This window comes from Cryptosporangium sp. NPDC051539, from assembly GCF_044454545.1.
Lineage (GTDB): Bacteria > Actinomycetota > Actinomycetes > Mycobacteriales > Cryptosporangiaceae > Cryptosporangium.
The window spans coordinates 161,850-186,289 of record NZ_JBITDV010000007.1; the positions used below are offsets into that span (position 1 = coordinate 161,850).

Genomic DNA, 24,440 nt, shown 5'->3' on the forward strand with positions numbered 1-24,440 from the left:
CCGCCACGGGCGCCCCGCCGGCGAACCCGCCCGCTCCCGCGCACCCGGGCCCGGGTGCCTGAGCCCCGCTTCTGGGTGCCGGTGACCCGCTCCGGCGCACCCGGCTGCTTCCGCGTACCCGAGCGTCGATCCGGCTGCTTCCGCGTAACCGCCCGATCCGCCGCACCCAGGCCTGTTCCTGTGTGTCCGAGCCCCGTTCCTGTGGGCCGAGCCCGGGCCCGGGTGCCGCAGCCGCGCTTCTGGGTGCCGGTGACCCGCTCCGGCGCACCCGACCGCTTCCGCGCACCCTGGCGTCGGACCCGACTGCTCTCGCGCATCCGAGCGCTCTCGCACCCGATCGTTCTGCGCACCGAACGCCGCGTCCGGCTGCTTCCGCACCCGAACGCCGCGTCCGGCTGCTTCCGCACCCGAACGCCGCGTCCGGCTGCTTCCGCGCACGTGATGGCGGTTCCCGGGTGCCCGAGTGAGGCCTCCGCCGCTTCCGCGTACCGAGGACCTCCGGCTCCTTCTGCGTGCGCATGTGGCTCCGTGCGCCAGGGGGCGCTCCCGGCTGCTTCTGCGTGCCCGAGGGCGGTTCCCGCTGTTCCGGGCGGTGTTTCCGCCGCTGCCGTGTCGCCGAGGGCTACCTGATCGCATCCGGCTGATCGCATCCGGGCGCCGCCCCCAGCCGCCGCGCCGAGGGTCCGTCGCGGCAAATGGCTGTATCGGCGGGGGTCGATACAGCCATTTTCCTGCGACGGCCGAAGGGCGCCGCCCGAGCATCGTCACGCCGGAGGGTGCGCCCGGGGCCGTCTCGGCCGAGAAGCGCCGCTCGAGCGTCGTCACAGCGAGGGGTGCCGCTCGGGGGCGGTCGCGGGGGAGGGCTGCCGCCCGGGCCGTCACAACGGAAGGGCGCCGCCCGCGCCGGCCCGCCCGGCCCGCGCCGGCCCGCCCGGCCACGGCGGCCCCTCGGCCACGCCGGCGCGCCCGCCCGGCCCGCGGCGGCGCGCCCGGCCACGGCGGCCCCTCGGCCACGCCGGCCCGCCCGGCCCGCGGCGGCGCGCCCGGCCACGGCGGCCGGGCCCGCGCGGCGGCCGGGCGGTGCGCGGCGGCCGGGCGGTGCGCGGCGGCCGGGCGGTGCGCGGCGGCCGGGCGGTGCGCGGCGGCCGGGCGGTGCGCGCGAGCTGCTGGCCTACTCCAGTTCGCTGATGTCGAAGTCGGTTCCCGAGTCGTCCCGGGTAGCGAACGCCACCGGATCGTCCAGGTCCGACGACGTCGGCACCAGGTCCGGGTGCGCCCACACCGCGTCACGGCCCTCGGCGCCGCGGTGCTCCAGCAGCGCGCTCCAGACCGTCGCCGCGTCGCGCAGCCGCCGCGGGCGCAGCTCGAGGCCTACGAGCGTCGCGAACGTCTGCTCGGCGGGTCCGCCCTCGGCCCGGCGCCGGCGGAACGTCTCGGTGAGCGCCGCGGCGCCCGGCAGCCGCTCGGCCGCCACCTGGTCGACGACGTGCGAGACCCAGCCCTCGATCAGCGCCAGCGCGGTCTCCAGCCGGGCGAGCGCCGCCTGCTGCGCGGGCGTGTCCTCCGGCGTGAACATGCCACCGGTCAGCGCCTGCTGCATCGACTCGGGGTCGGACGGGTCGATCTCCCGTACCGCCCGCTCGATCGTGTCGGGATCCACCGTGATGCCACGCGCGTACGCGTCGACGGCGTCGAGCACGTGCGCCCGGACCCAGGTGACGTGCCCGAACAAGCGGGCGTGCGCCGCCTCGCGCAGCGCCACGTAGAGGCGCACCTGGTCGACCGGCTGCTCCAGGCCCTCGCTGAACTTCGCCAGGTTCGCCGGCAACAGCGCGGCGGTGCCCGCCGCCCCCAGCGGCAGACCGATGTCGGACGAGGTGAGCACCTCACCGGACAGCTGCCCGATGCCCTGGCCGACCTGTCCGCCGAACATCATGCCGCCGATGCCGGCCAGCATGCCGGTCATCGGGCCCAGCTGAGCGGCCGCCTCTTCGGGCAGCATCTTGCTCATCGCGCCGACGACTCGCTCGGCCAGCGGGTCGCAAAGCCGCTTCCAGGTCGGAATCGTCGCGTCGATCCACTCGAGCTGACTCCACCCGACCGCGTGCGAGACGCCAGAAGGCAGACTGGTGACCAGGTCGAGCCAGACATCGGCGAGCCGGAGGGCGTCCACCGCTTCGGTCCGCTCGGCAGCGGTGAGCGAACGGTCGCTTTCCCGGGCCAGGCCGGTGGCGACCTGTTTGGCGAGGTCCCAGTTGACCGTTCCGTCAGACTGAGACGACGAGAGGATCTGCTGCAGTTGAGCCATCATCGCTGCCCACTGCGGGTCATTGGGGTTGGGTTGGCCCCCCGGAAGCGCGAAGCCGAACGGAATGTCGGTCATGACTGGCTCACCATGCCGTCAACCGTAGCTCTGGTAGGCCCGTCATGACCCGTCCCCTCCGCGCGGCGCGTGCGGCCGCGGCACCGTCGGCCGGTCTCACCGTCGCGGTGACCGGTGCTGCGTCCCCGATCGGGCAGGCGGTGTGCCGACGACTGGCCGGGGCCGACGGCATCCGGCAGGTGATCGCGCTCGACGTGAAGAAGCCGGGCGTCCCCACCGTGCGCTGGCGCAAGGCCGACCCGACCGATCCGGGGCTGGCGTCCGCACTGCACCGGGTCGACGCGCTCGTGCACGTCGCGGTGGCCGACGATCCGGCGCTCGACCGGGCTGAGCAGCGCCGACGCACGGTCACCGGCGCCTCGGTGGCGCTGACGGCAGCGGCCGCGACCGGCATCCGGCACGTCGTCCTGCTGTCCTCCGCGAAAATCTACGGAGCGTTCGCCGACAACCCGGTACCCGTCCCGGACGGCGCGCCGATCCGGGCCCGGCCGGACGGCAGCGCGCTCGACGACCTGCTCGCGGTCGAGGAGTTCGCTGTTCGCGCAGGGCGTATGTATCCACAGGTGGAGACCGCGCTGCTGCGGCCGGCGACGGTCGTCGGACGAGGTATCGACCACCCGGCCGGCGGCGCGCTGGACGGCCCACGGCTGCTGGTCGTCCGGGGGACGAAGCCGATCTGGCAGTTCTGCCACTCCGAAGACCTGGCCGGCGCCGTGCTCACCACGGTGCTGGCGCGGCTCACCGGGCCGCTCAACGTCGGATCGGAGGGGTGGCTCGAGCAGACCGAGGTCGAACGGATCCTCGGCCGCCGTCGGGTCGAGCTGCCTGCCGACGCCGCGGTCGGCACCGCCACCCGGCTGCACGCCCAGGGCATCAGCGGTGATCCGGCCAGCCAGCTCGACTACCTCATGCACCCCTGGGCGGTGGACGCCGACCGGCTGCGCGCCGCCGGTTGGGAACCGGCGTACACGAACGAGGAGGCGCTCAGCAGCTGGGCGCAGGGACGTCCGCTGCGGATCACGGTCAAGGGCGCGGCAGTGGCGGGCGGCGCGGCGGCCGGTGTGTCGGTCGCGCTGGTCGGCACCGCGGCCCTCGTCCGGCGGGCCAGACGCAACCGCAAGAACCGCCGGTGAGACACACGCGGATACGCTGACGCCCATGATGTTGCGGCGCGGCCTGACGGTGTTCGTGGGCGCCATTCTCGCGTTGATGCTCTCGCTGGGAATGGCGCTGCTCCCGGTGCCGTACGTCGCACTCGGCCCCGGTCCCACCGTCAATACGCTCGGTGAGCGCGACGGCCACGAGATCATCACGATCACCGGGACGAAGACCAGCACGTCCAAGGGCCACCTGAACCTGACGACGGTCTCGGTCAGCCCCGACCTCAACCTCGGGAACGCGCTGGTCGGCTGGTTCGACGGCAGCGTCGCGGTGGTGCCGCGGAACGTCGTCTACCCGCCGGGAGAGAGCCGGGAGAAGGTCAACGAAGAGAACGCGCAGGCGTTCAAGCAGTCCCAGACCTCGGCCGAGACGTCTGCGCTCCGCGAGCTCGGCTACCCGGTCAAGGTGACGGTCAGCACGGTCCAGCCCGACTCGCCGTCCACCGGCAAGCTCGCCGCGAAGGACATCCTGACGTCGGTGGACGGCACGACGGTCACCAGCGGGCAGAAGCTGCGTGAGCTGCTCGGCACCAAGAAAGCCGGCCAGACCGTGAAGATCGGCTACCAGCGGGGCGCGACCACGGGCACCGCGGACATCAAGCTCGCCCCGGGTGGCCAGGACGGGCGCCCGCTGATGAAGATCGAGACGAAGGACGAGCAGCCGCACCCGTTCCAGGTCTCGTTCGACCTGGACAAGATCGGCGGCCCCTCGGCCGGGCTGATGTTCGCACTGGCGGTCATCGACAAGATCAAGCCGGAAGATCTCACCGGCGGCATCTTCATCGCCGGTACCGGCGAGATCGACGACGAGGGCAAAGTCGGCGCGATCGGCGGCATCTCGCAGAAGATGTTCGCGGCCCGGCGCGCGGGCGCGACCGTGTTCCTCGTCCCGGCCGACAACTGCCTGGAAGCCAAGGGATCCGCGCCGAGCGGCCTGGAGCTCGTCCGGGTGCAGAACCTGGACGGCGCGCTGGACGCGCTCGCCCAGGTCCGCGGCGGGAAACGGCCTCAGGGCTGCTGAAGTCAGTCCAGCGTCGCCCGCAACGCCACCACCAGGTTCGGCGCCAGATCGGCGCCGTACACGACGTCGATCGGCTCGTCGCCGTCGTCGGGTCGCATTCGGAGCGCGCAGGCGCTCGTGCCGTCGCGGAGCACCCCGGCCACCATCCGGACCTCGCGTCGGTCGGCGTGGCCGGCCGCCCATTCGACCGGGTCGGCGTCGTCCGGACGCGAGTCCTCGGCGTCCGGAGGCAGGACGAGGACCTCCTGCACCAGCGCGCAGCCGAGCACGCTCTCCGGCCAGGCGATGCGGGCCAGCGTCTCGTCCAGAGGCCCGTCGCCGAGCGACTCCTGTTCCACCGGGGTGATCGAACCCGGTTCGACCTCGGTGGCCGACAGGCCCACCTGGTCAGCCAATCCGGGTTCGGCGGCCAGCAGTTCCGCGGTGTCGACCAGGGCATAGAGCGTGGGCGGCTGGTCCCACCCACCCTCGGCCGCGTGGCGTTCGAGTTCGAGGACGACGGCGTGCAGGGGATCGGGGAGCGGAACCCCGTTCACGCCGGAGTGGACGTCGGTCATGGCCCCCATGCTGGCACGGAGCTGAGAGCACCGTGGTCCGCGCCCGGTTCCCTGGTCGTCGCAGGGTAGGTTTGGCCCCACGCTTCACCTGCCTCGCCAGATTCACACCGGGAGTGCCCGTGGTCATGCGTTCGCCGCTGCCGTCGGTGAGCCGACGCGCCCGGCGTGTCGTCATCCTTCTCGTAACGGCCGTCGTGCTGCTTTTCGTCCTGACGGCCGGGAGCAGTCTGTACGCGGATTGGCTCTGGTACGACGAGGTCGGCCTCACCCGGGTCCTGACGACCCAGCTCCAGACGCGTCTGCTGTTGTTCGTCCTCTTCGGCGTCATCACGGGTGCGATCGTCGCGATCAACTTGTACGTGGCGTACCGGTTGCGGCCGATCTTCGCTCCGATGTCGCTCGAGCAGCAGAACCTCGAGCGGTACCGGATGGCGATCGCGCCGCGCTTCGGGCTGCTGACGCTCGCCGCGGGCGCGGTCGTGGGTGTGATCACCGGCCTCTCCGCGCAAGGGCAGTGGAAGACCTGGCTCCTCTTCGTCAACTCGACGCCGTTCGGCCAGACCGACGCGCAGTACAACCGCGACATCTCGTTCTACGTGTTCGAGTACCCGTTTTACCGCTACGTGCTGAGCGTCGCGTTCACCGCGATCGTGCTGTCGGTGATCGGCGCGCTGGTCGTCCACTACTTGTTCGGCGGCATCCGGCTGCAGGCCGGCACGGGCGGACGCCTGGGCACCGCGGTCATCGGCCACCTCTCGGTGCTGCTCGGCCTGTTCGTCGCGCTCAAGGCGGTCGCGTACTACTTCGACCGCTTCGGGATGCTGTTCGGTTACAACGACGCGACGAAGACCCACGGCGCGTCCGCGGCCGACATCGAGTTCCTCCTCCCGGCGAAGAACATCCTGCTGTGGATCGCCGCGCTCTGTGCGCTGGTCTTCTTCGCCAACCTGGGCTTCCGCCGGGTGCTGCCACCGGCGATGGCGCTGATCCTGCTCGGCATCTCGGCCATCGTCATCGGCGGCGCGGTCCCCGCGCTGGCCGAGCAGTTCACGATCAAGCCGAACGCGGCCGACCGTGAGGCCGACTACATCGAGCGCAGCATCACCGCCACGCGCGACGCGTACGACATCGCGGACGTCCAGCGCGAGGACTACCAACCGAGTACCAGCGCCACCCCGGCGCAGGTCTCCGAGGAGGCGGGCACGGTCCGCAACGCGCGCCTGCTCGACCCGAACGTCCTCTCCGACACGTTCACGCAGCTCCAGCAGGTCCGGACGTTCTACCGGTTCAACTCCAGCCTCGACATCGACCAGTACACGGTCGACCAGCAGCTGCAGGACTACATCGTCGCCGTGCGCGAGATGGACACCAGCCGCCTGGACGAGGGCCAGAAGAACTGGATCAACCTGCACACCGCCTACACCCACGGCTACGGGCTGGTGGCCGCACCGGCCAATCAGGTGACCGAGGGCGGGCAGCCGTACTTCGTCTCCGGGCAACTGGGTGACCAGACGGCCGCGACCGACAGCGAGGCGTCCGAGCAGCAGGCGCAGAAGTTGTCCACGGCGTTCAACAAGGACAACCCGGTCAAGCAGCCCCGGATCTACTACGGCGAGCTGGCCAGCGACTACGCGGTCGTCGGCAAGGCGCCCGGCGGCAGCGACCGGGAGTTCGACCGGCCGACCAGCCAGGGCGGCGACCAGAGCGAGCAGATCAGCTACACGTACAACGGCAAGGGCGGCGTCGCCGTCGACTCGCTGACCCGCCGGGCGCTGTTCGCGCTGTACTTCCGCGAGCGCAACTTCCTGCTCTCCAGCCGGCTCAACGAGAACTCCAAGGTCATGTACGTCCGGAACCCGCGCGAGCGGGTCGAGAAGGTCGCCCCGTTCCTGACGCTGGACGGCGATCCGTACCCGGCGGTGGTCAACGGCCGGATCCTCTGGATCATCGACGGCTACACGACCAGCAACTTCTACCCGTACTCCCAGCGCGAGACGCTCGGTGCGACCGCCGTCGACTCGCGGACCGGAGCGGGTACGGCCGCACAGCCGAACGACCAGATCAACTACATCCGGAACTCGGTGAAGGCCACCGTCGACGCGTACGACGGCACGGTCACCCTGTACCAGTTCGACGACACCGACCCGGTGCTGAAGGCCTGGAACAAGGCCTTCGACGGGATCGTGAAGCCGAAGAAAGACATCCCGGCCGACCTGGCGTCGCACTTCCGCTACCCGGAAGACCAGTTCAAGGTCCAGCGGTCGCTGCTGGCGAAGTACCACGTCAGCTCTCCCGGTGACTTCTTCACCGGGCAGGACTTCTGGCAGGTCCCGGACGATCCGACGCCGGGCCGCGGCGGGAAACAGCCACCGTTCTACGTCGTCGCGCAATGGCCACAGCAGAACAAGGCCACGTTCCAGATCACGACGCCGATGGTCGCCAATCAACGGAACAACCTGACCGCGCTGGTCAGCGCCCATTACGACGACAATTACAAACCGGTGATCCAGATGCTGGAGCTACCGGGTGACTCCCAGATCGCCGGTCCAACACAGGCGCAGAACAAAATGCGAAGTGAGGATACGGTCCGCGACAATCTGAACGTGCTCGACCTGGGCGATTCCCAAGTCGTCTACGGCAACTTGCTGACGTTGCCGGTGGCCGGGGGATTGCTCTACGTCGAACCGATCTACCAGAGAGCCAGCGGCCAGGATTCGATTCCGCTGTTCCAGAACGTGCTGATGCTCTACGGCGAAAAGGTCGCGTACCAATCGACCTTGGGCGGTGCACTCGACAACCTCTTCGGGGCCGGTGCGTCCGAGGACGCACCCGAGGGCCAGCAACCCGGAGACAGACCGAGTACCACTCCGTCCGGCGGGACGACGCCGTCGCCGGGCGCGACCCCGACGCCGTCGACGTCGGGCACTCCACGCCCGTCGACGAGTCCGACGCCGGTGTCGCCACCGAGCGGGACGAGCGTGGACTCCGCGGCAGCCGCGGTCGACAGGGCGTCGGCCGATCTCAAGGCCGCGCAGCGCAGCGGAGACCTGGCGGCGATCGGTAAGGCGTCGCAGGATCTGCAGAACGCCGTCAACGCCTGGCAGGCCGCGAGAGCGAGAGCCAGCACGAGTCCATCGGCCTCACCGGGACGCTAGAGACGAAGGGCCCCGCCACGTGGCGGGGCCCTTTCTCATGGCCGGGCTTCGTGGTGGCGACGGCCGTGGGTACGCCGTCGCTCCTTCATCTCCGACTCGAAGACGTGCCTGCGCCCGCCCAGCAGCTCGTCGCGGGCGTCCTTCTCGACGCCGCGGAACGCCGCGTAGTACCCGTCGTCGAACTCCTCGACGATCTGGAACGTCCAGCGACCTTCCAGCAGGTTCCGGCCGACCAACTCGGTCTCGACGCGGTCGGCCAGCCGATCGTGCCCGGCTTTCCGGAGCGACTCGACCGCGTCGTCGAGCATCAGGTCGGCGTGGCCGGTCAGCTGATGCATCGCGTACAGGTGCCCGCGTGCCTGCTCGATCGTCTCCAGCGCCTCGCTGAGCTTCCCCACCGCCTCGACGGTGGTGTCGTCCACCCCTTCCGGCCGTTCGTGCGCCGGGTCGGGCGTGGCCGTCACGTGCCCTCTTTGGTCAGGGCGGACGGCTTGTGCACCGCCGTCCGGCCGCTCTTCTCGCTCCGGACGAGGTACTGCGGGTCGTCGACGCTCGCACGCACGGTCCGCCCGCCGGCTTCGGTGTCTTCGGTCAGCTTCTTCTCGACCGTACCGACCGCCTCGCCGCCGTGGCTCTTCCAGCTCACCCGGTCACCCTTGCTGAACGACGTGGTCATAGGGCGGTGATGCCCCCGGCGCTGAGGCACAAACCCAGCGTATTCGCCGGTGGCGGGCGTCACGGGGGGCCGTTTTGCAGTTCCTGGGAACACCGCGCTATGGTTATGGAGCAACACAGCAAGGGGCCCGGAAGTTAGGGCAACGGCGCGGGGTGGAGCAGCTCGGTAGCTCGCTGGGCTCATAACCCAGAGGTCGCAGGTTCAAATCCTGCCCCCGCTACCACACGAAAGGGCCCGGACATTGTCCGGGCCCTTTCGCTATCCGCGCAGGGTGGTCCGGGTACAACTGCTCAGGTCCGGACGCCCGGCGACCGGCACTCTCGAAGCCATAACGACGACGGCTTCGCACCACCCCGCACCCACCCGATTCCCGCGCGCCGCCGTGGGGCTGCTGCTGACCCTCCTGGCCGGGGCCGGCCTCGCCTGGGCGGCGCTGGCCTTCGCCGACGGCGCGGTCGCGCTCACCGACATCGACTACCGCACCGAGTTCGTCGACGACCGCTGGTGGGCCGCGAGCCTGCTGCTCGTCGTCCCCGTCTTCCTGCTCTCGCGGACGTGGGGCGGGCTGGGCGTCGCGGTGACGGCGTACCTCGGCGTGATCCAGTTCGTGATCGCGGCGGTCACCGTGCACCGGTACCAGGTCAGCGGATGGAGCGACGGCCTGGAGTCGTTCGCCTACGTCGAGGCCACGGGGTTCACCGCCACGTTCGCGGTCGCTGCGTTCCTCGGCTGGGCCGCCGGGCGCCGCAAGCGCACGCGACCGGTCTGAAAGGGCCCAGAAATCAAAAGCGGAGGCCCGCACCGAGGTGCTGGCCTCCGCCCTGTTCAGCGGTGGTGCAGGATCACACGGGGCGGATGTTCGCCGCCTGCGGGCCCTTCTGGCCCTGCGTCACGTCGAACTCGACCTGCTGACCGTCGGTCAGCTCCTTGTAACCCTGGGTCTGAATCGCTGAGTAGTGGGCGAAGACGTCGGGGCCTCCACCGTCCGGCGCGATGAAGCCGAAACCCTTTTCCGCGTTGAACCACTTGACGGTACCGGTTGCCATGCACGTTCTCCCTCTGGCGGGCAGTGTCGGGCCCACACTTCATGAGCCCCGTGTCGCGGTCGTGCTCGCCCAGCTCCACAAGGAGACCAGAACAAACAAAGAGCGCCTGGATTACAACCCCAGGCGCTCTTTTCATGCGAACCAAAGACTGCAACGGCGGTAACCGTAGCACGCGGACTGGCGTCCGGCATGTCACCTGCCAGGTTCATCCCCCTTGCGCGTACGGGCGGCCAACGGTGCCCCGGCCAGGTCTTCTTCATTGCAGAGAAGCTTGACCTCGTAATAGGGCGCGCCGTCGTCGTCGTCGTAGTCCAGGTGGATGGCGATGACGTCCACCGGCTCCGCGAGCCACGTTTCGGTTTCTCGGAGCCAGGCCGCCGCACGTTCCAGGGCGGTGGGGAGGTCGTCGTCCCGGAACTGGACCGGGCGGTAGGGCACCCCCTCGACGCGGTCATTCGGGTGCGCCGGAGCAGGAAGGTCGACTGCCAGGCCGGACTCGTCGAGCCGCAGCTCGATCGTCTCCTCGATCACCTGACCGAGTTTTCGCCATTCCGCGCCGGTACACAAGCCACGAGCGCTCTGGAGACGATGCGGCGGGCCTGGATCATCAGGCCCGCCGAGTCGGTCAGCGCTTCGTGGTGTCTCCGTCGCCGGTGTACTTCTGGGCCGCGTCGACGGCCTTGTCGATGTTGCCGCTGTGCTTGTGCCCGGTCTTGTCGTCGATCAGGTCACCGGCTTTCTCCAGGCCCTGGTCGATCTTGTCGTCGTGCTTGTCGACGAAGTCCTTGGCCTTGTCGAGAAATCCCATCTGTGCCTCCTGTTACTCGCCCCCTGGGGCGGGGACCCCGACCGGGTTGGGGAACGGAACTACCCCTGCCGCCACGATTGTCCTCGCCAGCGGCGTTAGCAACTCCGTGAGCTCGACGGTTCGCTCTGCTCCGAGCACGCGGTACGGGCCTGCAGCCAGGCGATCCGTGTCGTCCTCGAGGGTTTCGCGGGCCTCCGTGCCCTCCGCCGTGAGCGTCCAGTCGTCCCGGAGCAAGCCTTGCGCGACGAGGTTCTCGACCCCGGCGTCCCACTCGTCGTCGGACCACTTGCGCGCGGTGCGCAGCAGTTCCGCGGAGGACCGGCCGGACGAGATCGACAGGATGTGCGCCTCGACCGGACCGATTTCACCGGCCACCAGCAGCGCGACGTGGCCGTCGCCGCGGTGCTCGCGGAGCACGGTCAGCGCGTGCCAGAGCGCCAGGTGCGGCACGTCCGGCGGCGTGAGGGCCGCGTTGGCGGCGGCCAGCGGCCGCCCGGAGACCTCCGCGCCGCGGACCGCGGCCGCGGCCTCGAGCGCCAGGTCGGCCGCGCGGCGGACGGTGGCCTCGTCGGCCAGCCAGTCGCCGGCGATCCGGCGGAGAGCACCGTCGATGGCGGTGAGCCTGGCCTCGATCAGCTGCTCCGGGGTGGCGTAGGTCCAGACGTCGGGCACCGCGCGCTCGACCATCGCCGGGTTGAAGTTGTGGAACGTCGCGATGACGGTGCCCGCCGAGACCGCGCCCATCGGCGCGGCGCGGCAGCCGAAGTACCCCATCCAGTAGCCCTTGAGCCCGAGCGCGTCGGTCGCTTCGCGGGTCTCCGGAGCGAAGTAGCTCAGGATGTGCACGGGCTCGAGTGCCTGCCAGGCGTGGCGTGCCAGCGTGGGGAACGAATCGGTCACGGATGCTCCCGGACGGAGGAGGGGTAGGCGCGTTCAGCGTGCCACAGACGTTGGGCAATGTCGGTTTGACATGGCAACCTCGTGAACGTGAGTGACGATGTACTGGACTTCGACGCCACGGCCCTGCCCGGAAGACCGTGCTCGATGGCGGCGGCGCTCTCGCTGGTCGGCGAGAAGTGGGCGCTGCTGGCGGTCCGCGAGATCTTCTGGGGTAACCACCGCTTCGACGAGATCGCCCGTAACACCGGTGCGCCACGAGACCGGCTGGCCGCCCGGTTGCGCTCGTTGGAGGCGGTGGGCGTGGTCGAGCGCCGGCCCTACTCCGAGCGTCCGCCGCGGTACGAGTACCACCTGACGCCGGCCGGGCGCGATCTGTCGACCGTGATGCACGCGCTGCGCAGCTGGGGCGACCGCTGGCTGGAGGGGGAGCCGCCGTCGGCGGTCGCGCACAGCTGCGGTGAAGACCTCGATGCGCTGTACGTGTGCCGCCACTGCGGTGACGAAGTTCGCAACCGCGACCTCGAACTCCACATGAGGACCCCCGAATGGGACCGCACCGGCCCTACTATTGGGGGTTAGTGTACCCACAATAGGGTGGAGGCCGGCATGGCAGCCGCGCACGATGAGCAGTCGCCGCGGTACCAGACGATCGCCAACGATCTGCGGGCCCAGATCCACCGGCGGGATCTCGCACCGGGTGACCAGGTGCCGACCGAGAAGGAACTCGCGGCGGAGTACCGCTGCTCCCGCAACACGGTCCGGATGGCGTTGCTCGCGCTGGCCAACGAGGGCCTGATCTCGGCCGGTCGGGCGCGGGCCGGGCGTACCGTCCGACGCCGTGAGCAGTTCGTGCTGGCCCACCGGGTCGAGAACGACCTCGGCGCGACCCGGCTGCGCGGGCCCGACAGCTTCGCCGACCAGGCGTTCCGGATCGGTCGCACGCCGAGCCAGACGATCCGGATCGCGGTCCACCAGGCGGGCCCGGAGATCGCGAACCGGCTGGAGATCGCCCCGACCGAGCAGGTGGTGCTGCGGAGGCGCGTGCGGTATCTCGACGGGGTGCCCTCGCACCTGTCGGAGTCGTTCTACCCGCGGGCTCTGGTGGCGGGGACGCCGATCGAGCAGCAGGCCGAGATCGTGCCGGGCGTGGTGCCGCTGCTGGCGGCGCTGGGGCACCGGCAGGTGCGGTTCACCGACGAGATCGTCAGCCGGATGCCTGACCCGGAGGAGAGCCGGACGCTGGAGATCGGCGTCGGCATTCCGGTGATCGAGCACTACCGGACGGGGTGGAGCGAGGACCGGCCGGTCCGCCTGACCCGGACGGTCCTGCCGAGCGACCGTCACCAGCTCCGGTACGAGCTACCGAGCTGAGGCCCGGCCGGTCTGCACGTGGGTCCGCCGGTTGGCGCCCGCCCCGCCGTTCGTCCCTGCCGGGACGCCGTTCTGGGGCAGGCCGTTCTGGGGGACGCCGTTCTGGGCGACACCGTTCTGGGGGACACCGTTCTGGGGGACGCTGCGCGGCGGGGCGTCGGCGGCGGGGCCGGTCTCCGAGGAGGTACGCCGAGCCTCCGAGGTGCGGCCGTCCTCGGCGCTCGCCTCGGGGGCCGAGCCGGTGCCGGGCTCGGACTCGGTGACGCGATGGGCGTCCGGCCCGCGGCCGGCGTCGGTCGTCCGGCGGGTGCCGGCACCGGTGGCGCCGGGGGCACAGCGGCGGCGCTCCTTGCCCTCGTACTTCTCGCGGACGTGGTGCTGGGGCTCGGCGTACCGGCTGAGCAGCAGCACCGACCCGAGCGCGAGCACGAACCCGATGGCGGCGAGCCACCCCCGCCCAGGCGCGATCCGGTCACCGAGCAGCAGCAGGCCGACGAGCGCGGGCGGGATCGCCGCCGCCGCGTCCATCGCCGCGACCGCCGCGGTGGTGGAACCGCGCTGCATCGCCAGCCCGAGCAGCAACTGCCCGACCACGGTGTGCGCGAGCAGGATGTAGAGCAGCGGGTCGGTGACGAACGCGCTGAACGAGTGCGCACCGGCCAGCGGACGCGACGCGATCGCCACCGCGCCGAACGACAACCCCGACAACGCGCCGAGCGCCACCGACCCGGGTGCGCCGTGCAACTTCACGCCGAGACGCCCGAGCAGCCCGACCGCGGGCACGCTGAGCGCCAGCGCCGCCACCTCGGGCCCGTTGAGCGGCCTCGACTGGCTCACCTCGGCCGAGATGATCAGCGCCGTCAGCCCCAGGACGAGCGTCCCGAGGAGAACGACCTCACTCGCCGGGTGCCGCCAGTGCAGCAGCGCCACCCCGAGCAGCACGGTGACGCCCAGCCCGGCCGCGACCGCGGTCTGGACGAGGAACAGCGGCAGATCACGCCGGGCGAAGAACGCGAACGCGAACGCGGCCAGCTGGCACAGCAGCCCGGCGACGTAGATGCGGTGCCCGGCGAGTTTCAGCAGCAGCCCCGGATCGAGTTTCGAGTGCACGCTGACGCGAGCCGCGGCGACCGACTGCAAGAAGTTCGCGACGCCGTAGCCAGCCACCGAAGCGGCCAGGAACACCCATCCGAGGGACACCTCTGCGAGGATAAGCCCCCACCTCACCAGCCGCGCGCGGAGGCGTGCGCACCGGCCGTTCGGGCTATCGGACGCTGTCGATCGCTCGCCATCTGTACCGGAATTTCCCTCAACTAGGCGTGGTCGCTGCCGATGACCTTCAGCACCGGCTCGTGCAGCAGGCCGTTGGTGGCCACCGCACTCCCGCCGTGCGGGCCGGGCCGCCCCGAGAGGTCGGTGAAGCGTCCGCCGGCCTCGGTCACGATCGCCGACAGCGCCGCGAGGTCCCAGAGCGACACCTCCGGCTCACAGGCGACGTCCACCGCGCCCTCGGCCAGCAGCACGTAGCTGTAGAAGTCGCCGTAGGCCCGGGTGCGCCAGACCGACCGGGTCAGATCGACGAAGTCGCCGAGCGCGCCGCGTTCCTCCCAGCCCGACAGCGACGAGTAGGAGAGCGAGGCGTCGGACAGGTCGCCGACGCCCGACACCTTGATCGCCGCGCCCGCGGTCGGACGCCGCCCGGCGTACGCGCCGCAGTCTTTCGCCGCCCACCAGCGTCGGCCCAGCGCCGGCGCGGTCACCATGCCCGCGACCGGCTCGTCGTTCTCGAGCAGCGCGATCAGCGTCGCCCAGACCGGCACACCACGGACGAAGTTCTTGGTTCCGTCGATCGGGTCGATCACCCAGCGACGGACGCCGTGACCGGGGACTTCGCCGAACTCCTCGCCGATGACGCCGTCGCGGGGCCGGGCGCGGCTGAGCGTCGAACGGAGCGCCTGCTCGACCGCGGTGTCGGCGTCGGTCACCGGCGTCATGTCGGGCTTCGACGAGACGCGCAGATCCTGCGCCTTGAAACGGGCCGTGGTGATCCGGTCGGCCGTGTCGGCCAGGACGTGGGCGAACGCCAGATCGTCGGAGTAGCGGGACATGGGTGGAGGCTACCGCTCAGAGCCGGACGAGCTGTTCTGCCGCGTTCGGGTCGTCGTACGCGCCGTAGTGCAGCAACACCGAGGCGGGCCGGGCCGGGAACGAGCGGAGGGCCGGTTCCATCGCGGCGAACAGCCGGTTGGCGTCCGGGCCGTAGGCGGAAAGCACCAGCTCGTTCTCGCCGGACTCGTCCCGGCCGAACTGTGGTTGTTCGAACTCGCCCGCGCCGGAGGTCTCGATCGCGCTGGCCAGCTGCTCTTCGAGCTGGTACACGTTGGCCAGGTTGGTCGCCGTGCCGCTCGGCCCGGCGGCGAGACGGTACCGCGCGACGACGACGTGCTCGGCGACGTCCGCCATCGCGAAGGGTTGCTTTCGGGAGAAGAATCCCAATTCAGTGTCCCTACCTCTGGGTGGCACCGCGCACTACGGGCCAACCGCTGCGACCCCCCGCGGGCGCACTGTATCGCTCCGAAGAATTCGGTCGCACAGGACACGAACACATCGGACCGGGCGGACGGGGTGGCATCAGCCGGTCGTCGGATAGCCCCCGTATCTGCTCTTACCAGTACCTTTCGAGCGTCTTACGACTGTCCCAAATCGCTGCGGCTCTCGAGGAGGCGGCGGTACGACGCCAACCGTTCCGGGCTCGCGTGTCCGGCCTCGACCCAGGCGTCCAGAGTGCAGCCTTCGGCGGCGGACCGGTGCTCGCATCCCGGTGGGCACTCGGTGGCGCCGGGCGCCAGATCCGGGAATCCGGCCAGCACGCTGGCCGGCGACACGTGCGCCAGGCCGAACGAGCGGACGCCAGGGGTGTCGATGACCCAGCCGCCTGCCGGCAGCGCCAGCGCGACCGCCGACGTCGACGTGTGCCGTCCCTTGCCGATCGCGCTCAGCCCCCCGATCGCCCGTTCGGCGTCCGGTACCAGACGATTGACCAGCGTCGACTTGCCGACGCCGGAGTGACCGATGAGGACCGACAGGCGTCCGGTGAGCCGCTCCTCGAGAGTGGCCGGCTCTTCGTCCCGGCGGGTCGTGACGACCCTGAGGTCGAGCGCGGCCCAGTGCTGCCGGAACTCGTCGGCGGCCCCGGGCGGTGCGAGGTCGGCTTTGGTCAGGCACAGCAACGGTTCGACCCCGGCGTCGAACGCCGCCACCAGGCAGCGGTCGACGAAACCGGTACGGGGCGGCGGGTCCACCAGAGCCGTGACGATGACGAGCTGGTCGGCGTTGGCGACGATCACCCGCTCGTACGGGTCGTCGTCGTCGGCGGTGCGCCGCAGCACGCTCCGCCTCTCCTCGATCCGGACGATCCGGGCCAGCGCGTCCGGACCGCCGGAGACGTCGCCGACCACCGCGACCCGATCACCGACCACGACCGACTTGCGGCCGAGTTCGCGGGCCCGCATCGCGGTGATCTCGTGGTCGTCCAGCCAGCAGGTGTACCGGCCTCGATCCACCCCGATGACCATGCCGGGGCGGGCGTCCACGTGGCTCGGTCGCGTGCGGGTACGCGGCCGGGATCCGGGCCGGGCGCGGACCCGGACGTCGTCCTCGTCGAGATCTCGGCGGGGGCTCAGTGCGAACTCACCAGTTCGGTCCACACGGTGGTGAACGTCGGCATCGTCTTGCCGGTCGTGGCGACGTTCTCCACCTCGATGTCGTCGACGACGAGCCCGAGCAGGACGCCGGCCTGCGCCATCCGGTGGTCTTCGTAGCTGCCGAAGACCCCGCCGTGCAGTGGCCGGGGCTCGATCGCCAGCCCGTCGTCGGTCTCGGCGACCTGACCGCCGAGGTTGTTCAGCTCGGTGGCCAGCGCGGCCAGCCGGTCGGTCTCGTGCCCGCGCAGGTGCGCGACCCCGCGCAGCCGGGACGGGGTCTCGGCCAGTGCGGCCAGTGCGGCCAGCACCGGCGTGAGCTCGCCGACGTCGTGCAGGTCGGCGTCCAGACCGAGGAGACGGTCACCGGCAGCGACCGTGAGCCCGTGCACGTCGAGGGTGACCTCGGCGCCCATCCGGGTGAAGAGGTCGCGGAGCGCGTCGCCGGGCTGGGTCGTGCGGGCCGGCCAGCCGGTCACCGTGACGCGGCCGCCGGTCGCCAGCGCGGCCGCCAGGAACGGGGCGGCGTTGGAGAGGTCGGGCTCGACGTCGAGGTCGAGCGGGGCGATCGGGCCCGGCTCCACCCGCCAGGTGTTCGCCTCGCTGTCGTCGACCGAGACCCCGGCGTCCCGGAGCATCGCGACCGACATGTCGATGTGGGGCAGGCTGGGAACCGGTTTGCCACTGGGGGTGCTGTGGTGGATGACCACTCCCTTCTCGTAGCGGGCGCCGGACAGCAGCAGGCCGGAGACGAACTGCGAAGACGCCGACGCGTCGATCGTCACGTCGCCGCCGGGGATCGTCGCGGAACCGTTCACCGTGAACGGCAGCGAGCCGCGGCCCTCGTCGTCGAGGTCGGCGCCGAGGCCGCGCAGCGCGTCGAGCAGGCGTCCCATCGGGCGGGCCCGGGCGCGTTCGTCGCCGTCGAGCGTCACCGGCCCGGCGGCCAGGACCGCGGCCGGCGGGAGGAACCGCATCACGGTTCCGGCCAGGCCGCAGTCCACGGTGGCCGGCCCGCGCAGCGGAGCGGGCGTCACCAGCCACGACCCGCCCGGCCCTTCGGCGATGCCGATGCCGAGCGTCCGCAACGCGGTGGCCATCAGCTCGGTGTCGCGGCTGCGGAGGGGCGCGCGCAGGGTCGACGGCCCGGATGCGAGCGCGGCGAGGATCAGCGCCCGGTTGGTCACGGACTTCGAGCCCGGCATGGTGACCGTGCCGACGACGGGAGCGGTCGCGCGCGGGGCCGGCCACGGATCAAGCATCTGCATGGTCGTCAGTCTGCCGGAAGTGTCGGTGGAGCTCAGTAGCCTGGCTGGTATGTGCGGTCGATATGCCTCAACTCGCAGCGCCGATCACCTGGTGGCCGACTTCGACGCGATCGGCTCCGACGTCGACGAGTCGCTCCGGCCGAGTTACAACGTGGCGCCGACCGACACCGTGCCGGTCGTCCGGGTGTCGAAGTCGCAGGGCGGCCGGGTGGTCGACGCGGTGCGCTGGGGCCTGGTGCCGTCGTGGGCGAAAGACCTTTCCGGCGGGGCCCGGATGATGAACGCCAGGGCCGAATCGGTCACCGAGAAGCCCGCGTTCCGGTCGGCGTTCGCCCGGCGGCGCTGCCTGGTGCCCGCCGACGGCTGGTACGAGTGGTCACCCAAGCCCGACGGGCCGGGCAAGCAGGCCTGGTACCTGAACCGGGCCGACGGTGAGCTGTGCGTGTTCGCCGGGCTCTGGGAGGTCTGGGGTTCGGGCGAGCAGCGGGTGGCGACCTGCTCGATCGTCACGACGGCGGCGTCGGCGCCGCTGGACGGCGTCCACGACCGGATGCCGTTGATGCTCGCGCCGGAGCGGTGGGCGCAGTGGCTGGGCGAGACCGGGGAGGCCGACGCGGCGGCGCTGCTGGCGCCCCCGTCGGCAGCCGTGCTGGCCGGCATCGAGCTCCGGCCGGTCGGGCCGGCCGTGGGAAACGTGCGGAACAACGATCCGTCGCTGCGCGAAGCGGTGGTTCCGGTGACGGAGCCGGTAACCCTGTTCTGACTTTTTTTCGACGGCGGGCGAAACCCCGTAACGCCCCCTTGCCCTCCTCGTTGTGCTGACGTAGCGAGTTCGGCCCGTGGCAATCAGTTCGCTTCCTCCGGGGGTTGCGCGCCCAGTCACGGTGACACCGGTACAGGCACGCACGCACCGTGCAGGAAGGAGAGCAGACACGTGACTCGGGCCAGGCTGCCGAGGCCACACGAGGTCCTCGCGGCGAGCCGCGATCCCCGGTTGCTGGCGGCGAGGGCGGCGCGTCCCGCCGATCCGACGTGGCGTACCCGCGGACGCTGCCGCACCGTCGACCCGGAGACGTTCTTTCCGCTCCCCACTGAACCGGCGGATCCCGCGCTCAGTTTCTGCCACGGCTGTGACGTCCAGGCGGATTGCCTGGCGGCGGCACTCAACGCGGGCGACTGCGAAGGCGTGTGGGGCGGCACGACTCCGCGCGAACGACGGGCCATGCTGGTGGCATGGCGGAATCGGACCGGAGTGGCCGGCGCACCGACGTCGTTCTCCACCGCGCGGGCGCGGGCGGAACGCGCGGAAAGCGCTCGGCGCGAGAACTGACGCCGAAGGAGCCCGCCGGGGGGCTCCTTCCCACTCGTCGCGGCCCGGCGCGGATCCAGGTGGATCTGCCGAGCGGTGCGCCGCGGTCGTTGCTGATCCTCGGCCACGGCGCGGGCGGCGACGTCGACGCGCCCGATCTCGTTGCGGTGACCACGGCGTGTGTGGCCGCAGGCGTGGCGGTGGCCCGGGTGACTCAGCCGTACCGGGTGGCCGGCCGCCGTGCTCCCGCTCCGGCGAACCATCTGGACGAAGCGTGGGTGGACGTCGTGTCGGCGGTGGCCAGGGAGGGCGTTCCGCTGGTGGTGGGCGGGCGCTCCAGCGGGGCTCGGGTGGCGTGCCGCACCGCGGTCGCCCTGGGCGCTTCCGGCGTGCTCGCGCTGGCGTTTCCGACGCACCCGCCGGGTAAGCCGGAGCGGTCGAGGGTGGACGAGATCCCGCTCGGCCTGCCGGTACTGATCCTGAACGGCGACCGCGACCCGTTCGGCGTCCCCCGAGTGGGTGGGGAAGCCACCGTGACGGTGCTGCCGGGCGCGGACCACGGTTTGAAGAAGGCCGCGGAGGCCGCCGCCACCGCGGCGGTGGCCTGGCTCGGTGTGCGCGGGTGGGCCGAGGCCTAACCGGCCGCGATCGCCGCGACGGTGGCGCCGGTCAGGCGGGTCAGGTCGGCGGGGGCGACCTCGACCTCCAGGCCGCGGCGGCCGGCCGAGACGAAGACGGTGTCGTACGACTCGGCGCTGGCGTCGACCACGGTCGGCAGGCGCTTGCGCTGCCCGAGCGGACTGATCCCGCCGCGGACGTAGCCGGTGGTGCGCTCGGCGAGCGCCGGGTCGGCCATCGCGGCGCGCTTCTTGCCGACCGCGGACGCGAGCGCCTTCAGGTCCAGTTCGCCGGTGACCGGCACCACCGCGACGTGCAATGCGCCGTCGATCTGCGCGACCAGCGTCTTGAACACCCGCCCGGCCGGGACGCCCAGCGCCCGCGCCGCTTCCTCGCCGTACGAGCCGGATGCCGGGTCGTGCTCGTATTCGTGGACGGTGAAAGCGGCCTTCGCCTTCGTCAGTGCTTGTGTCGCGGGGGTTCCTCGGCCGGCCATGGGCGGAACATACCTCCGGCTGCGCGTGTTGAGTCGGGCGTGTGGGATGAGAGAGGTTTGCCCATGGAGCTGATGGGAACCCGGGGCTGGACGCCGAGCGTTGTCCTGGGTGACGTGTCCGATCCGAAAGCAGTTGCGCTGGACGGGATGGTTACCGTCAGCGGTGATGCGGGTTACGGCAGTGGGGGCGTGATCGACCTATCCTCTCTGACGAGGCCGGTATCGGTCCTCCGGTCGGGTTCGGTCCCGACGCCCATCCAACCGGGAGAAGACTTGCCCACAGCTCCTCAGCCTGACGACGCTGCCGACGAGGTTGCGCCGGCTGCGTCCACGGAGACGGCGGCTGAGCGTAACGCCCGGTTCGAGCGGGATGCGCTGCCGTTTCTCGACCAGCTCTACGCCGCCGCGCTGCGGATGACGAGGAACCCGGCCGACGCCGAAGACCTCGTCCAGGAGGCGTTCGTGAAGGCCTATGCGGCCTTCCACCAGTTCCAAGAGGGCACGAACCTCAAGGCCTGGCTGTACCGCATCCTCACGAACACCTTCATCAACAACTACCGCAAGCGCCAGCGGCAGCCCCAGCAGAGTCCGACCGAGCAGATCGAAGACTGGCAGCTCGCCGCGGCCGAGTCGCACTCCTCCTCGGGGTTGCGCTCGGCGGAGGTCGAGGCCCTCGATCGGTTGCCGGACTCGGACGTCAAGGACGCCTTGCAGGCGCTGCCGGAGGAGTTCCGCCTGGCGGTCTACCTCGCCGACGTCGAAGGCTTTTCCTACAAGGAGATCGCCGACATCATGGGGACGCCGATCGGCACCGTGATGTCGCGCCTGCACCGTGGGCGTCGCAACCTGCGTAGGCAGCTGGAGCAGTACGCGTTGGATCGCGGAATCGTCCGCGCCGCACCCGAGGGGGTGTCGTCGTGAGCTGCGGTGGACCACACGAGGTCGACTGCGCCGAGGTGCTGGCCGAGGTCTGGCTTTACCTGGACGCCGAAGACGACTCACTGGGACGCGAGAAGATCGCCGAGCACCTGGACGAGTGCGGGCCGTGCCTGCGTGAGTACGGGATCGAGCAGGAGGTCAAGGCGCTGGTCGCTCGCTGCTGCGGTGGCGAGGTGGCGCCGGACGGGCTGCGTAGCCGGCTGGTCGCGACGATCCGGCAGGCGGTGGTGACCGACGACGGCACCGTTTACTCGGAGACGTCCGTCGAGGTTCGTCGCGAGGCCTGACGAGTTCTGAGAGTTACGCCCCCGCCGGGTCGACCCGGCGGGGGCGTTCTTTTTCAGCTGTTGGGACGACGACCGTGGTTCGCCTTCTTGTTCTTTCGGGCCTTCTTCTTCCGCGCGCGCCGAGCCATGGTGGCTCCCTTCCGTAGACGTTGCTCCCAGTTTAGAGGGGGCGTGCGTACGCCAGGAGTTCGACGCCGGGCATCGGGTTCCAGTCGAGCTGTTCGGTGCGGTGGAAGCCGAATCGCTCGTAGAGGCGCTGCGCCGAGTGCATCTGTTTTTTGGTGGAGAGCACGACGCTCGTGGCCTCGTGCCGGGCCGCGCGATCGAGGCACTCCCGGACGAGGCGCGAGCCGACCCCGCGGCTGCGATGCTCCGGTGCGACCGCCAGCATCCGGAATTCGGCCTGGCCTTCGGAGGAGAGCTCGGCGTAGGGGGAGCCCGGGAGGCAGAACGTCACGGTGCCCAGGAGCCGACCCTGTTCGTCGGCGGCGACCAGCAGGTCGCAGTGGTTGGCCCGGTGCTCGGCATCGCGGAGCTCGTCGGCGTAACCGGAATCGTTGGCCAGAAGGCCGTCGGCCGCATAGGCGTGGAACGTGAGAGCACCGATTTCCGCGTACTCGGCCGGCCGGGCCGTACGGATGGTGATCACGCCGACGGGCGGCGGGTGGGACGACGTTGTCACACCGCTTGTGTACCAGAGCCGTGGTAGCGATCTCATCAGCTCACCGGGGGACTGACCGCCACAATGTAGTCAAGAACACCGCCATCAGCGCTTTTCCGAGCTCAACTTGTGCAGGTTCCCGCAGGTTCGGGCGTGTTGTCGTCGCGGAAAGCAGCGCCGTCGAACGTGCCGTCCCACTCGGACGCGAGGCCCGCGCGGGCCGTGGCGAGGAAGTCGGGCTGGTTGGCCGCGTCGTGGGGAAGCACGCCGTCGATCGGGTGACCGACGAGGGCCTCGAGATCGGCGAGGTTGGAGCGGGCGGCGAGGTCGGGCTCTTCCGGCCACTCGCCGATGACGAGAGCCTTGACCGGGACACCCCGGGCGGCGAGAGCCTCGAGCGTGAGCGCGGTGTGGTTGAGCGTGCCGCAGCCCGGCGCCGTGACCACGACCGCCGGTGCCTGGAGTGACCACGCGAGCTCGGCGAACGTCCAGCCGTCCGGTCCGAAGCGGGTGAGGACGCCGCCGGTGCCCTCGACCAGGACGAGATCGAAGGCGGCATCGAGCGCGGCGAGGCTCTTGGCGACCGTGGTGAGCCGGAGCGGACGGTCGCCGGCGTAGCGGGCGGCGGCCTCGGGGGAGAGCCGGCTGGCGTAGCGGGCGTACTCGTACGTGGCGACGCCCGGTGCGAGCCGCTCGATCTCGGCCAGATCACCGGGTTCGCCCGGTCGGAGTCCGGTCTGGGCCGGCTTGACCACGGCGACCGAGCGTCCGTGTGATCGGGCGAGCGTCGCGACGGCGGCGGTGGTGACGGTCTTTCCCGCTCCGGTCGACGTGCCGACGATGGCGATAATGCCCACACACCCCACCCTACGTCGGCGGCTGTGTGCTTGCCGCATTCATCCCCCAGTTTGGTACCAACCATACTGGACTTTGGATATACCATCAGGGATGTTCGGCTCGGACAATTGCAGGAGCGCGCCATGCCACGTACCAGTCCCACCGTGCGCCGCCGTCGCTTGGGGCAGGAGCTGCGGGCGCTCCGGGAATCCAAGAGTATGACCGTCGAGCACGTGGCGAAGGAGCTCGACTGGAGTCCGTCGAAGGTGAGTCGCATAGAGACCACCGCGATCAAAGTGGGCACCGTAGACCTACGGGCGCTGCTGGACGTTTACGAGGTGGTGGACAAAGAGCGCCGGGACGGCATGCTCGAGCTCGGCAAGGAGTCGCGGGAAATCGCGTGGTGGATGCGCATCACCGATCCGGGACCGGTACGCACCTTCAAGGACTTCATCGGTTTCGAAGCCGAGGCGCGTCAAATTCTCACCTACGAGCCGTCACTCATTCCCGGATTGCTTCAGACGGAGGATTACGCGCGGGCGCTGCTGACCGCGTTGTACGTCGAGAAGCACGATATCGAAGACGGAATAAAGACTCGACTGACTCGGCAGGAATTGCTCTCGCGTCCGGACGATCCGGTGAAGTACGTCGCTATCATCGACGAAGCGGCGCTCCGCCGGCCGGCCGGCGGAAAGCGGCGAACCCAGGTGATGCGGGAGCAGATAGAGAAACTCATCGCGCTTTCGGATCGCTCGAACATCGCCATACGGATTTTGCCGTTCGACAACGGGCTCCATCCGGGCATGAGTGGTGCCTTCACCATCCTCGAGCTCGCGCATCCGGACGACCCGAATTTCGTGTACGTGGAGGCCGGCACGGTCGGGGTACTACTTACCGAAAAGTCGGACCTCACCCGCTACAACCGACTATTCGACGGAGTTCAGCAGGAATCGCTCGGCCGTGACGCGTCGGAAGATTTTCTGCATCGAGTGCTCAGTACCTATTGACCGGGCACACCACAGCGCCCTCCTCCGCTTCGCCGGGGAGGGCGCCGTCGGTTGCGGGGAGTAGGGGCGGTAGGTTCTGGTCGCGGTTGGTCCGCGGTGGCCGCGTTCACGGCCGGACCAGTCACTCATCGGCGTAACCGGTGCCTCGGATCGCTGCGTTTCGTCTACCCGCCCTCACTGTCCGTATGCCGACTTGCGTGCATGCGGAAGCTTGCAATTTGTGAGCTGCAAGCCATAGGA

Annotated in this window: 28 protein-coding genes, 1 tRNA gene and 1 pseudogene; 13 read left to right on the forward strand and 17 right to left on the reverse strand. The window is 70.5% G+C overall.

All coding sequences use genetic code 11. The features are described from left to right. Positions 1–1,171: 1,171 nt before the first annotated feature. Complete coding sequence (locus tag ACIBZJ_RS22685; protein ID WP_395932615.1) at positions 1,172–2,383, reverse strand: zinc-dependent metalloprotease; 1,212 nt, start codon at positions 2,381–2,383, stop codon at positions 1,172–1,174. 44 nt (positions 2,384–2,427) lie between these two features. Here ACIBZJ_RS22685 and ACIBZJ_RS22690 point away from each other — a divergent pair, with 44 nt between their 5' ends. Together ACIBZJ_RS22690 and ACIBZJ_RS22695 are read left to right on the forward strand one after the other, a co-directional pair. After that, a complete protein-coding gene (locus ACIBZJ_RS22690) occupies positions 2,428–3,516 on the forward strand; it encodes an NAD-dependent epimerase/dehydratase family protein (RefSeq protein WP_395932617.1) in 1,089 nt (362 codons plus the stop codon). Between the two features lie 28 nt (positions 3,517–3,544). Continuing rightward, complete coding sequence (locus ACIBZJ_RS22695; protein ID WP_395933231.1) at positions 3,545–4,564, forward strand: PDZ domain-containing protein; 1,020 nt, start codon at positions 3,545–3,547, stop codon at positions 4,562–4,564. 2 nt (positions 4,565–4,566) lie between these two features. Here the strand turns inward: ACIBZJ_RS22695 and ACIBZJ_RS22700 are convergent, their stop codons facing one another. After that, positions 4,567–5,121 carry a PPA1309 family protein gene (locus tag ACIBZJ_RS22700; protein ID WP_395932619.1) on the reverse strand — a complete coding sequence of 185 codons (555 nt, stop codon included), beginning with the start codon at positions 5,119–5,121 and terminating at the stop codon, positions 4,567–4,569. Positions 5,122–5,246: 125 nt separating this feature from the next. Here ACIBZJ_RS22700 and ACIBZJ_RS22705 point away from each other — a divergent pair, with 125 nt between their 5' ends. Then, positions 5,247–8,276 carry a UPF0182 family protein gene (locus ACIBZJ_RS22705; protein WP_395932621.1) on the forward strand — a complete coding sequence of 1,010 codons (3,030 nt, stop codon included), beginning with the start codon at positions 5,247–5,249 and terminating at the stop codon, positions 8,274–8,276. 35 nt (positions 8,277–8,311) lie between these two features. Here the strand turns inward: ACIBZJ_RS22705 and ACIBZJ_RS22710 are convergent, their stop codons facing one another. Both ACIBZJ_RS22710 and ACIBZJ_RS22715 read right to left on the reverse strand, forming a co-directional pair. Continuing rightward, positions 8,312–8,740: a hypothetical protein gene (locus ACIBZJ_RS22710; RefSeq protein WP_395932623.1), complete on the reverse strand. Its 429-nt coding sequence runs from the start codon at positions 8,738–8,740 to the stop codon at positions 8,312–8,314. After that, positions 8,737–8,952 (reverse strand): DUF2945 domain-containing protein, encoded by a 216-nt coding sequence (locus ACIBZJ_RS22715; protein WP_395932625.1) that lies wholly within the window; start codon positions 8,950–8,952, stop codon positions 8,737–8,739. The genes ACIBZJ_RS22710 and ACIBZJ_RS22715 overlap by 4 nt, the downstream gene beginning before the upstream one ends. Positions 8,953–9,098: 146 nt before the next feature. Between ACIBZJ_RS22715 and ACIBZJ_RS22720 the strand changes: the two genes are divergently transcribed. After that, a tRNA-Met gene (locus ACIBZJ_RS22720) sits at positions 9,099–9,175 on the forward strand. A gap of 48 nt (positions 9,176–9,223) precedes the next feature. Beyond that, entirely contained in the window at positions 9,224–9,721 is a 498-nt protein-coding gene (locus ACIBZJ_RS22725) for a hypothetical protein (RefSeq protein ID WP_395932627.1), read from the forward strand. A 73-nt stretch (positions 9,722–9,794) separates the two neighbouring features. Here ACIBZJ_RS22725 and ACIBZJ_RS22730 read toward each other — a convergent pair whose 3' ends face one another. The 4 genes from ACIBZJ_RS22730 to ACIBZJ_RS22745 form a co-directional block, all read right to left on the reverse strand. Continuing rightward, positions 9,795–9,998 (reverse strand): cold-shock protein, encoded by a 204-nt coding sequence (locus ACIBZJ_RS22730; protein ID WP_395932629.1) that lies wholly within the window; start codon positions 9,996–9,998, stop codon positions 9,795–9,797. 192 nt (positions 9,999–10,190) lie between these two features. After that, a complete protein-coding gene (locus ACIBZJ_RS22735) occupies positions 10,191–10,529 on the reverse strand; it encodes a hypothetical protein (protein WP_395932631.1) in 339 nt (112 codons plus the stop codon). A 94-nt stretch (positions 10,530–10,623) separates the two neighbouring features. Further along, positions 10,624–10,806, reverse strand: coding sequence for an antitoxin (locus ACIBZJ_RS22740; RefSeq protein ID WP_395932633.1), 183 nt, complete (start codon positions 10,804–10,806; stop codon positions 10,624–10,626). 12 nt (positions 10,807–10,818) lie between these two features. Next, the gene (locus ACIBZJ_RS22745; protein ID WP_395932635.1) at positions 10,819–11,706 is read right to left on the reverse strand and encodes a hypothetical protein; all 888 of its coding nucleotides are present in this window, start codon (positions 11,704–11,706) and stop codon (positions 10,819–10,821) included. An 87-nt stretch (positions 11,707–11,793) separates the two neighbouring features. On the opposite strand from ACIBZJ_RS22745, the gene ACIBZJ_RS22750 reads away from it, so the two are divergent. Both ACIBZJ_RS22750 and ACIBZJ_RS22755 read left to right on the forward strand, forming a co-directional pair. Then, positions 11,794–12,285 carry a winged helix-turn-helix transcriptional regulator gene (locus ACIBZJ_RS22750; protein WP_395932637.1) on the forward strand — a complete coding sequence of 164 codons (492 nt, stop codon included), beginning with the start codon at positions 11,794–11,796 and terminating at the stop codon, positions 12,283–12,285. A gap of 27 nt (positions 12,286–12,312) precedes the next feature. Next, positions 12,313–13,077 carry a GntR family transcriptional regulator gene (locus ACIBZJ_RS22755; protein ID WP_395932639.1) on the forward strand — a complete coding sequence of 255 codons (765 nt, stop codon included), beginning with the start codon at positions 12,313–12,315 and terminating at the stop codon, positions 13,075–13,077. Between the two features lie 261 nt (positions 13,078–13,338). On the opposite strand, the pseudogene ACIBZJ_RS22760 reads toward ACIBZJ_RS22755, so the two are convergent. The 5 genes and pseudogenes from ACIBZJ_RS22760 to aroA form a co-directional block, all read right to left on the reverse strand. Further along, positions 13,339–14,289 (reverse strand): annotated as a pseudogene (locus tag ACIBZJ_RS22760) (hypothetical protein); the annotation flags it as partial. A 101-nt stretch (positions 14,290–14,390) separates the two neighbouring features. Beyond that, positions 14,391–15,185 carry a histidinol-phosphatase gene (gene hisN, locus ACIBZJ_RS22765; protein WP_395932641.1) on the reverse strand — a complete coding sequence of 265 codons (795 nt, stop codon included), beginning with the start codon at positions 15,183–15,185 and terminating at the stop codon, positions 14,391–14,393. Positions 15,186–15,201: 16 nt separating this feature from the next. Beyond that, entirely contained in the window at positions 15,202–15,540 is a 339-nt protein-coding gene (locus tag ACIBZJ_RS22770) for a hypothetical protein (RefSeq protein WP_395932643.1), read from the reverse strand. Positions 15,541–15,764: 224 nt separating this feature from the next. Then, entirely contained in the window at positions 15,765–16,784 is a 1,020-nt protein-coding gene (rsgA, locus tag ACIBZJ_RS22775) for a ribosome small subunit-dependent GTPase A (RefSeq protein WP_395932645.1), read from the reverse strand. Further along, positions 16,757–18,040, reverse strand: coding sequence for a 3-phosphoshikimate 1-carboxyvinyltransferase (gene aroA, locus ACIBZJ_RS22780; protein WP_395933233.1), 1,284 nt, complete (start codon positions 18,038–18,040; stop codon positions 16,757–16,759). The genes rsgA and aroA overlap by 28 nt, the downstream gene beginning before the upstream one ends. Before the next feature lie 55 nt (positions 18,041–18,095). Between aroA and ACIBZJ_RS22785 the strand changes: the two genes are divergently transcribed. From ACIBZJ_RS22785 to ACIBZJ_RS22795, 3 genes are all read left to right on the forward strand, one after another. Next, positions 18,096–18,809, forward strand: a complete 714-nt coding sequence (locus tag ACIBZJ_RS22785) for an SOS response-associated peptidase (RefSeq protein ID WP_395932647.1) — start codon at positions 18,096–18,098, stop codon at positions 18,807–18,809. Positions 18,810–18,980: 171 nt separating this feature from the next. After that, positions 18,981–19,376: a WhiB family transcriptional regulator gene (locus ACIBZJ_RS22790; protein ID WP_395932649.1), complete on the forward strand. Its 396-nt coding sequence runs from the start codon at positions 18,981–18,983 to the stop codon at positions 19,374–19,376. After that, entirely contained in the window at positions 19,373–19,993 is a 621-nt protein-coding gene (locus ACIBZJ_RS22795; protein WP_395933235.1) for an alpha/beta family hydrolase, read from the forward strand. Before ACIBZJ_RS22790 ends, ACIBZJ_RS22795 begins: the two co-directional genes overlap by 4 nt. On the opposite strand, the gene ybaK is transcribed toward ACIBZJ_RS22795, so the two are convergent. Continuing rightward, entirely contained in the window at positions 19,990–20,469 is a 480-nt protein-coding gene (gene ybaK, locus ACIBZJ_RS22800; RefSeq protein ID WP_395932651.1) for a Cys-tRNA(Pro) deacylase, read from the reverse strand. The genes ACIBZJ_RS22795 and ybaK overlap by 4 nt on opposite strands. A gap of 273 nt (positions 20,470–20,742) precedes the next feature. Between ybaK and ACIBZJ_RS22805 the strand changes: the two genes are divergently transcribed. Together ACIBZJ_RS22805 and rsrA are read left to right on the forward strand one after the other, a co-directional pair. Beyond that, complete coding sequence (locus ACIBZJ_RS22805; RefSeq protein WP_395932653.1) at positions 20,743–21,390, forward strand: sigma-70 family RNA polymerase sigma factor; 648 nt, start codon at positions 20,743–20,745, stop codon at positions 21,388–21,390. Continuing rightward, positions 21,387–21,695: a mycothiol system anti-sigma-R factor gene (gene rsrA / locus ACIBZJ_RS22810; RefSeq protein WP_395932655.1), complete on the forward strand. Its 309-nt coding sequence runs from the start codon at positions 21,387–21,389 to the stop codon at positions 21,693–21,695. Before ACIBZJ_RS22805 ends, rsrA begins: the two co-directional genes overlap by 4 nt. Before the next feature lie 53 nt (positions 21,696–21,748). Here the strand turns inward: rsrA and ACIBZJ_RS22815 are convergent, their stop codons facing one another. The 3 genes from ACIBZJ_RS22815 to bioD all read right to left on the reverse strand — a co-directional run bounded on the left by ACIBZJ_RS22815 (position 21,749) and on the right by bioD (position 23,213). Then, positions 21,749–21,823, reverse strand: a complete 75-nt coding sequence (locus tag ACIBZJ_RS22815; protein ID WP_376981713.1) for a 50S ribosomal protein bL37 — start codon at positions 21,821–21,823, stop codon at positions 21,749–21,751. Positions 21,824–21,855: 32 nt separating this feature from the next. Then, the gene (locus ACIBZJ_RS22820; RefSeq protein WP_395932657.1) at positions 21,856–22,377 is read right to left on the reverse strand and encodes a GNAT family N-acetyltransferase; all 522 of its coding nucleotides are present in this window, start codon (positions 22,375–22,377) and stop codon (positions 21,856–21,858) included. 101 nt (positions 22,378–22,478) lie between these two features. Beyond that, positions 22,479–23,213 carry a dethiobiotin synthase gene (gene bioD / locus ACIBZJ_RS22825; protein ID WP_395932659.1) on the reverse strand — a complete coding sequence of 245 codons (735 nt, stop codon included), beginning with the start codon at positions 23,211–23,213 and terminating at the stop codon, positions 22,479–22,481. 123 nt (positions 23,214–23,336) lie between these two features. On the opposite strand from bioD, the gene ACIBZJ_RS22830 reads away from it, so the two are divergent. Next, a complete protein-coding gene (locus ACIBZJ_RS22830; RefSeq protein ID WP_395932661.1) occupies positions 23,337–24,200 on the forward strand; it encodes a helix-turn-helix domain-containing protein in 864 nt (287 codons plus the stop codon). Positions 24,201–24,440 lie beyond the last annotated feature (240 nt).

Bases quoted from the DNA above. Each gene is read 5' to 3' on its own strand.
- ACIBZJ_RS22685 (WP_395932615.1), bottom strand. From the start codon at position 2,383: ATGACCGACATTCCGTTCGGCTTCGCGCTTCCGGGGGGCCAACCCAAC.
- ACIBZJ_RS22690 (WP_395932617.1), top strand. From the start codon at position 2,428: ATGACCCGTCCCCTCCGCGCGGCGCGTGCGGCCGCGGCACCGTCGGCC.
- ACIBZJ_RS22695 (WP_395933231.1), top strand. From the start codon at position 3,545: ATGTTGCGGCGCGGCCTGACGGTGTTCGTGGGCGCCATTCTCGCGTTG.
- ACIBZJ_RS22700 (WP_395932619.1), bottom strand. From the start codon at position 5,121: ATGACCGACGTCCACTCCGGCGTGAACGGGGTTCCGCTCCCCGATCCC.
- ACIBZJ_RS22705 (WP_395932621.1), top strand. From the start codon at position 5,247: ATGCGTTCGCCGCTGCCGTCGGTGAGCCGACGCGCCCGGCGTGTCGTC.
- ACIBZJ_RS22715 (WP_395932625.1), bottom strand. From the start codon at position 8,952: ATGACCACGTCGTTCAGCAAGGGTGACCGGGTGAGCTGGAAGAGCCAC.
- ACIBZJ_RS22730 (WP_395932629.1), bottom strand. From the start codon at position 9,998: ATGGCAACCGGTACCGTCAAGTGGTTCAACGCGGAAAAGGGTTTCGGC.
- ACIBZJ_RS22740 (WP_395932633.1), bottom strand. From the start codon at position 10,806: ATGGGATTTCTCGACAAGGCCAAGGACTTCGTCGACAAGCACGACGAC.
- ACIBZJ_RS22755 (WP_395932639.1), top strand. From the start codon at position 12,313: ATGGCAGCCGCGCACGATGAGCAGTCGCCGCGGTACCAGACGATCGCC.
- hisN (WP_395932641.1), bottom strand. From the start codon at position 15,185: ATGTCCCGCTACTCCGACGATCTGGCGTTCGCCCACGTCCTGGCCGAC.
- ACIBZJ_RS22770 (WP_395932643.1), bottom strand. From the start codon at position 15,540: ATGGCGGACGTCGCCGAGCACGTCGTCGTCGCGCGGTACCGTCTCGCC.
- aroA (WP_395933233.1), bottom strand. From the start codon at position 18,040: ATGCTTGATCCGTGGCCGGCCCCGCGCGCGACCGCTCCCGTCGTCGGC.
- ACIBZJ_RS22785 (WP_395932647.1), top strand. From the start codon at position 18,096: ATGTGCGGTCGATATGCCTCAACTCGCAGCGCCGATCACCTGGTGGCC.
- ybaK (WP_395932651.1), bottom strand. From the start codon at position 20,469: ATGGCCGGCCGAGGAACCCCCGCGACACAAGCACTGACGAAGGCGAAG.
- ACIBZJ_RS22830 (WP_395932661.1), top strand. From the start codon at position 23,337: ATGCCACGTACCAGTCCCACCGTGCGCCGCCGTCGCTTGGGGCAGGAG.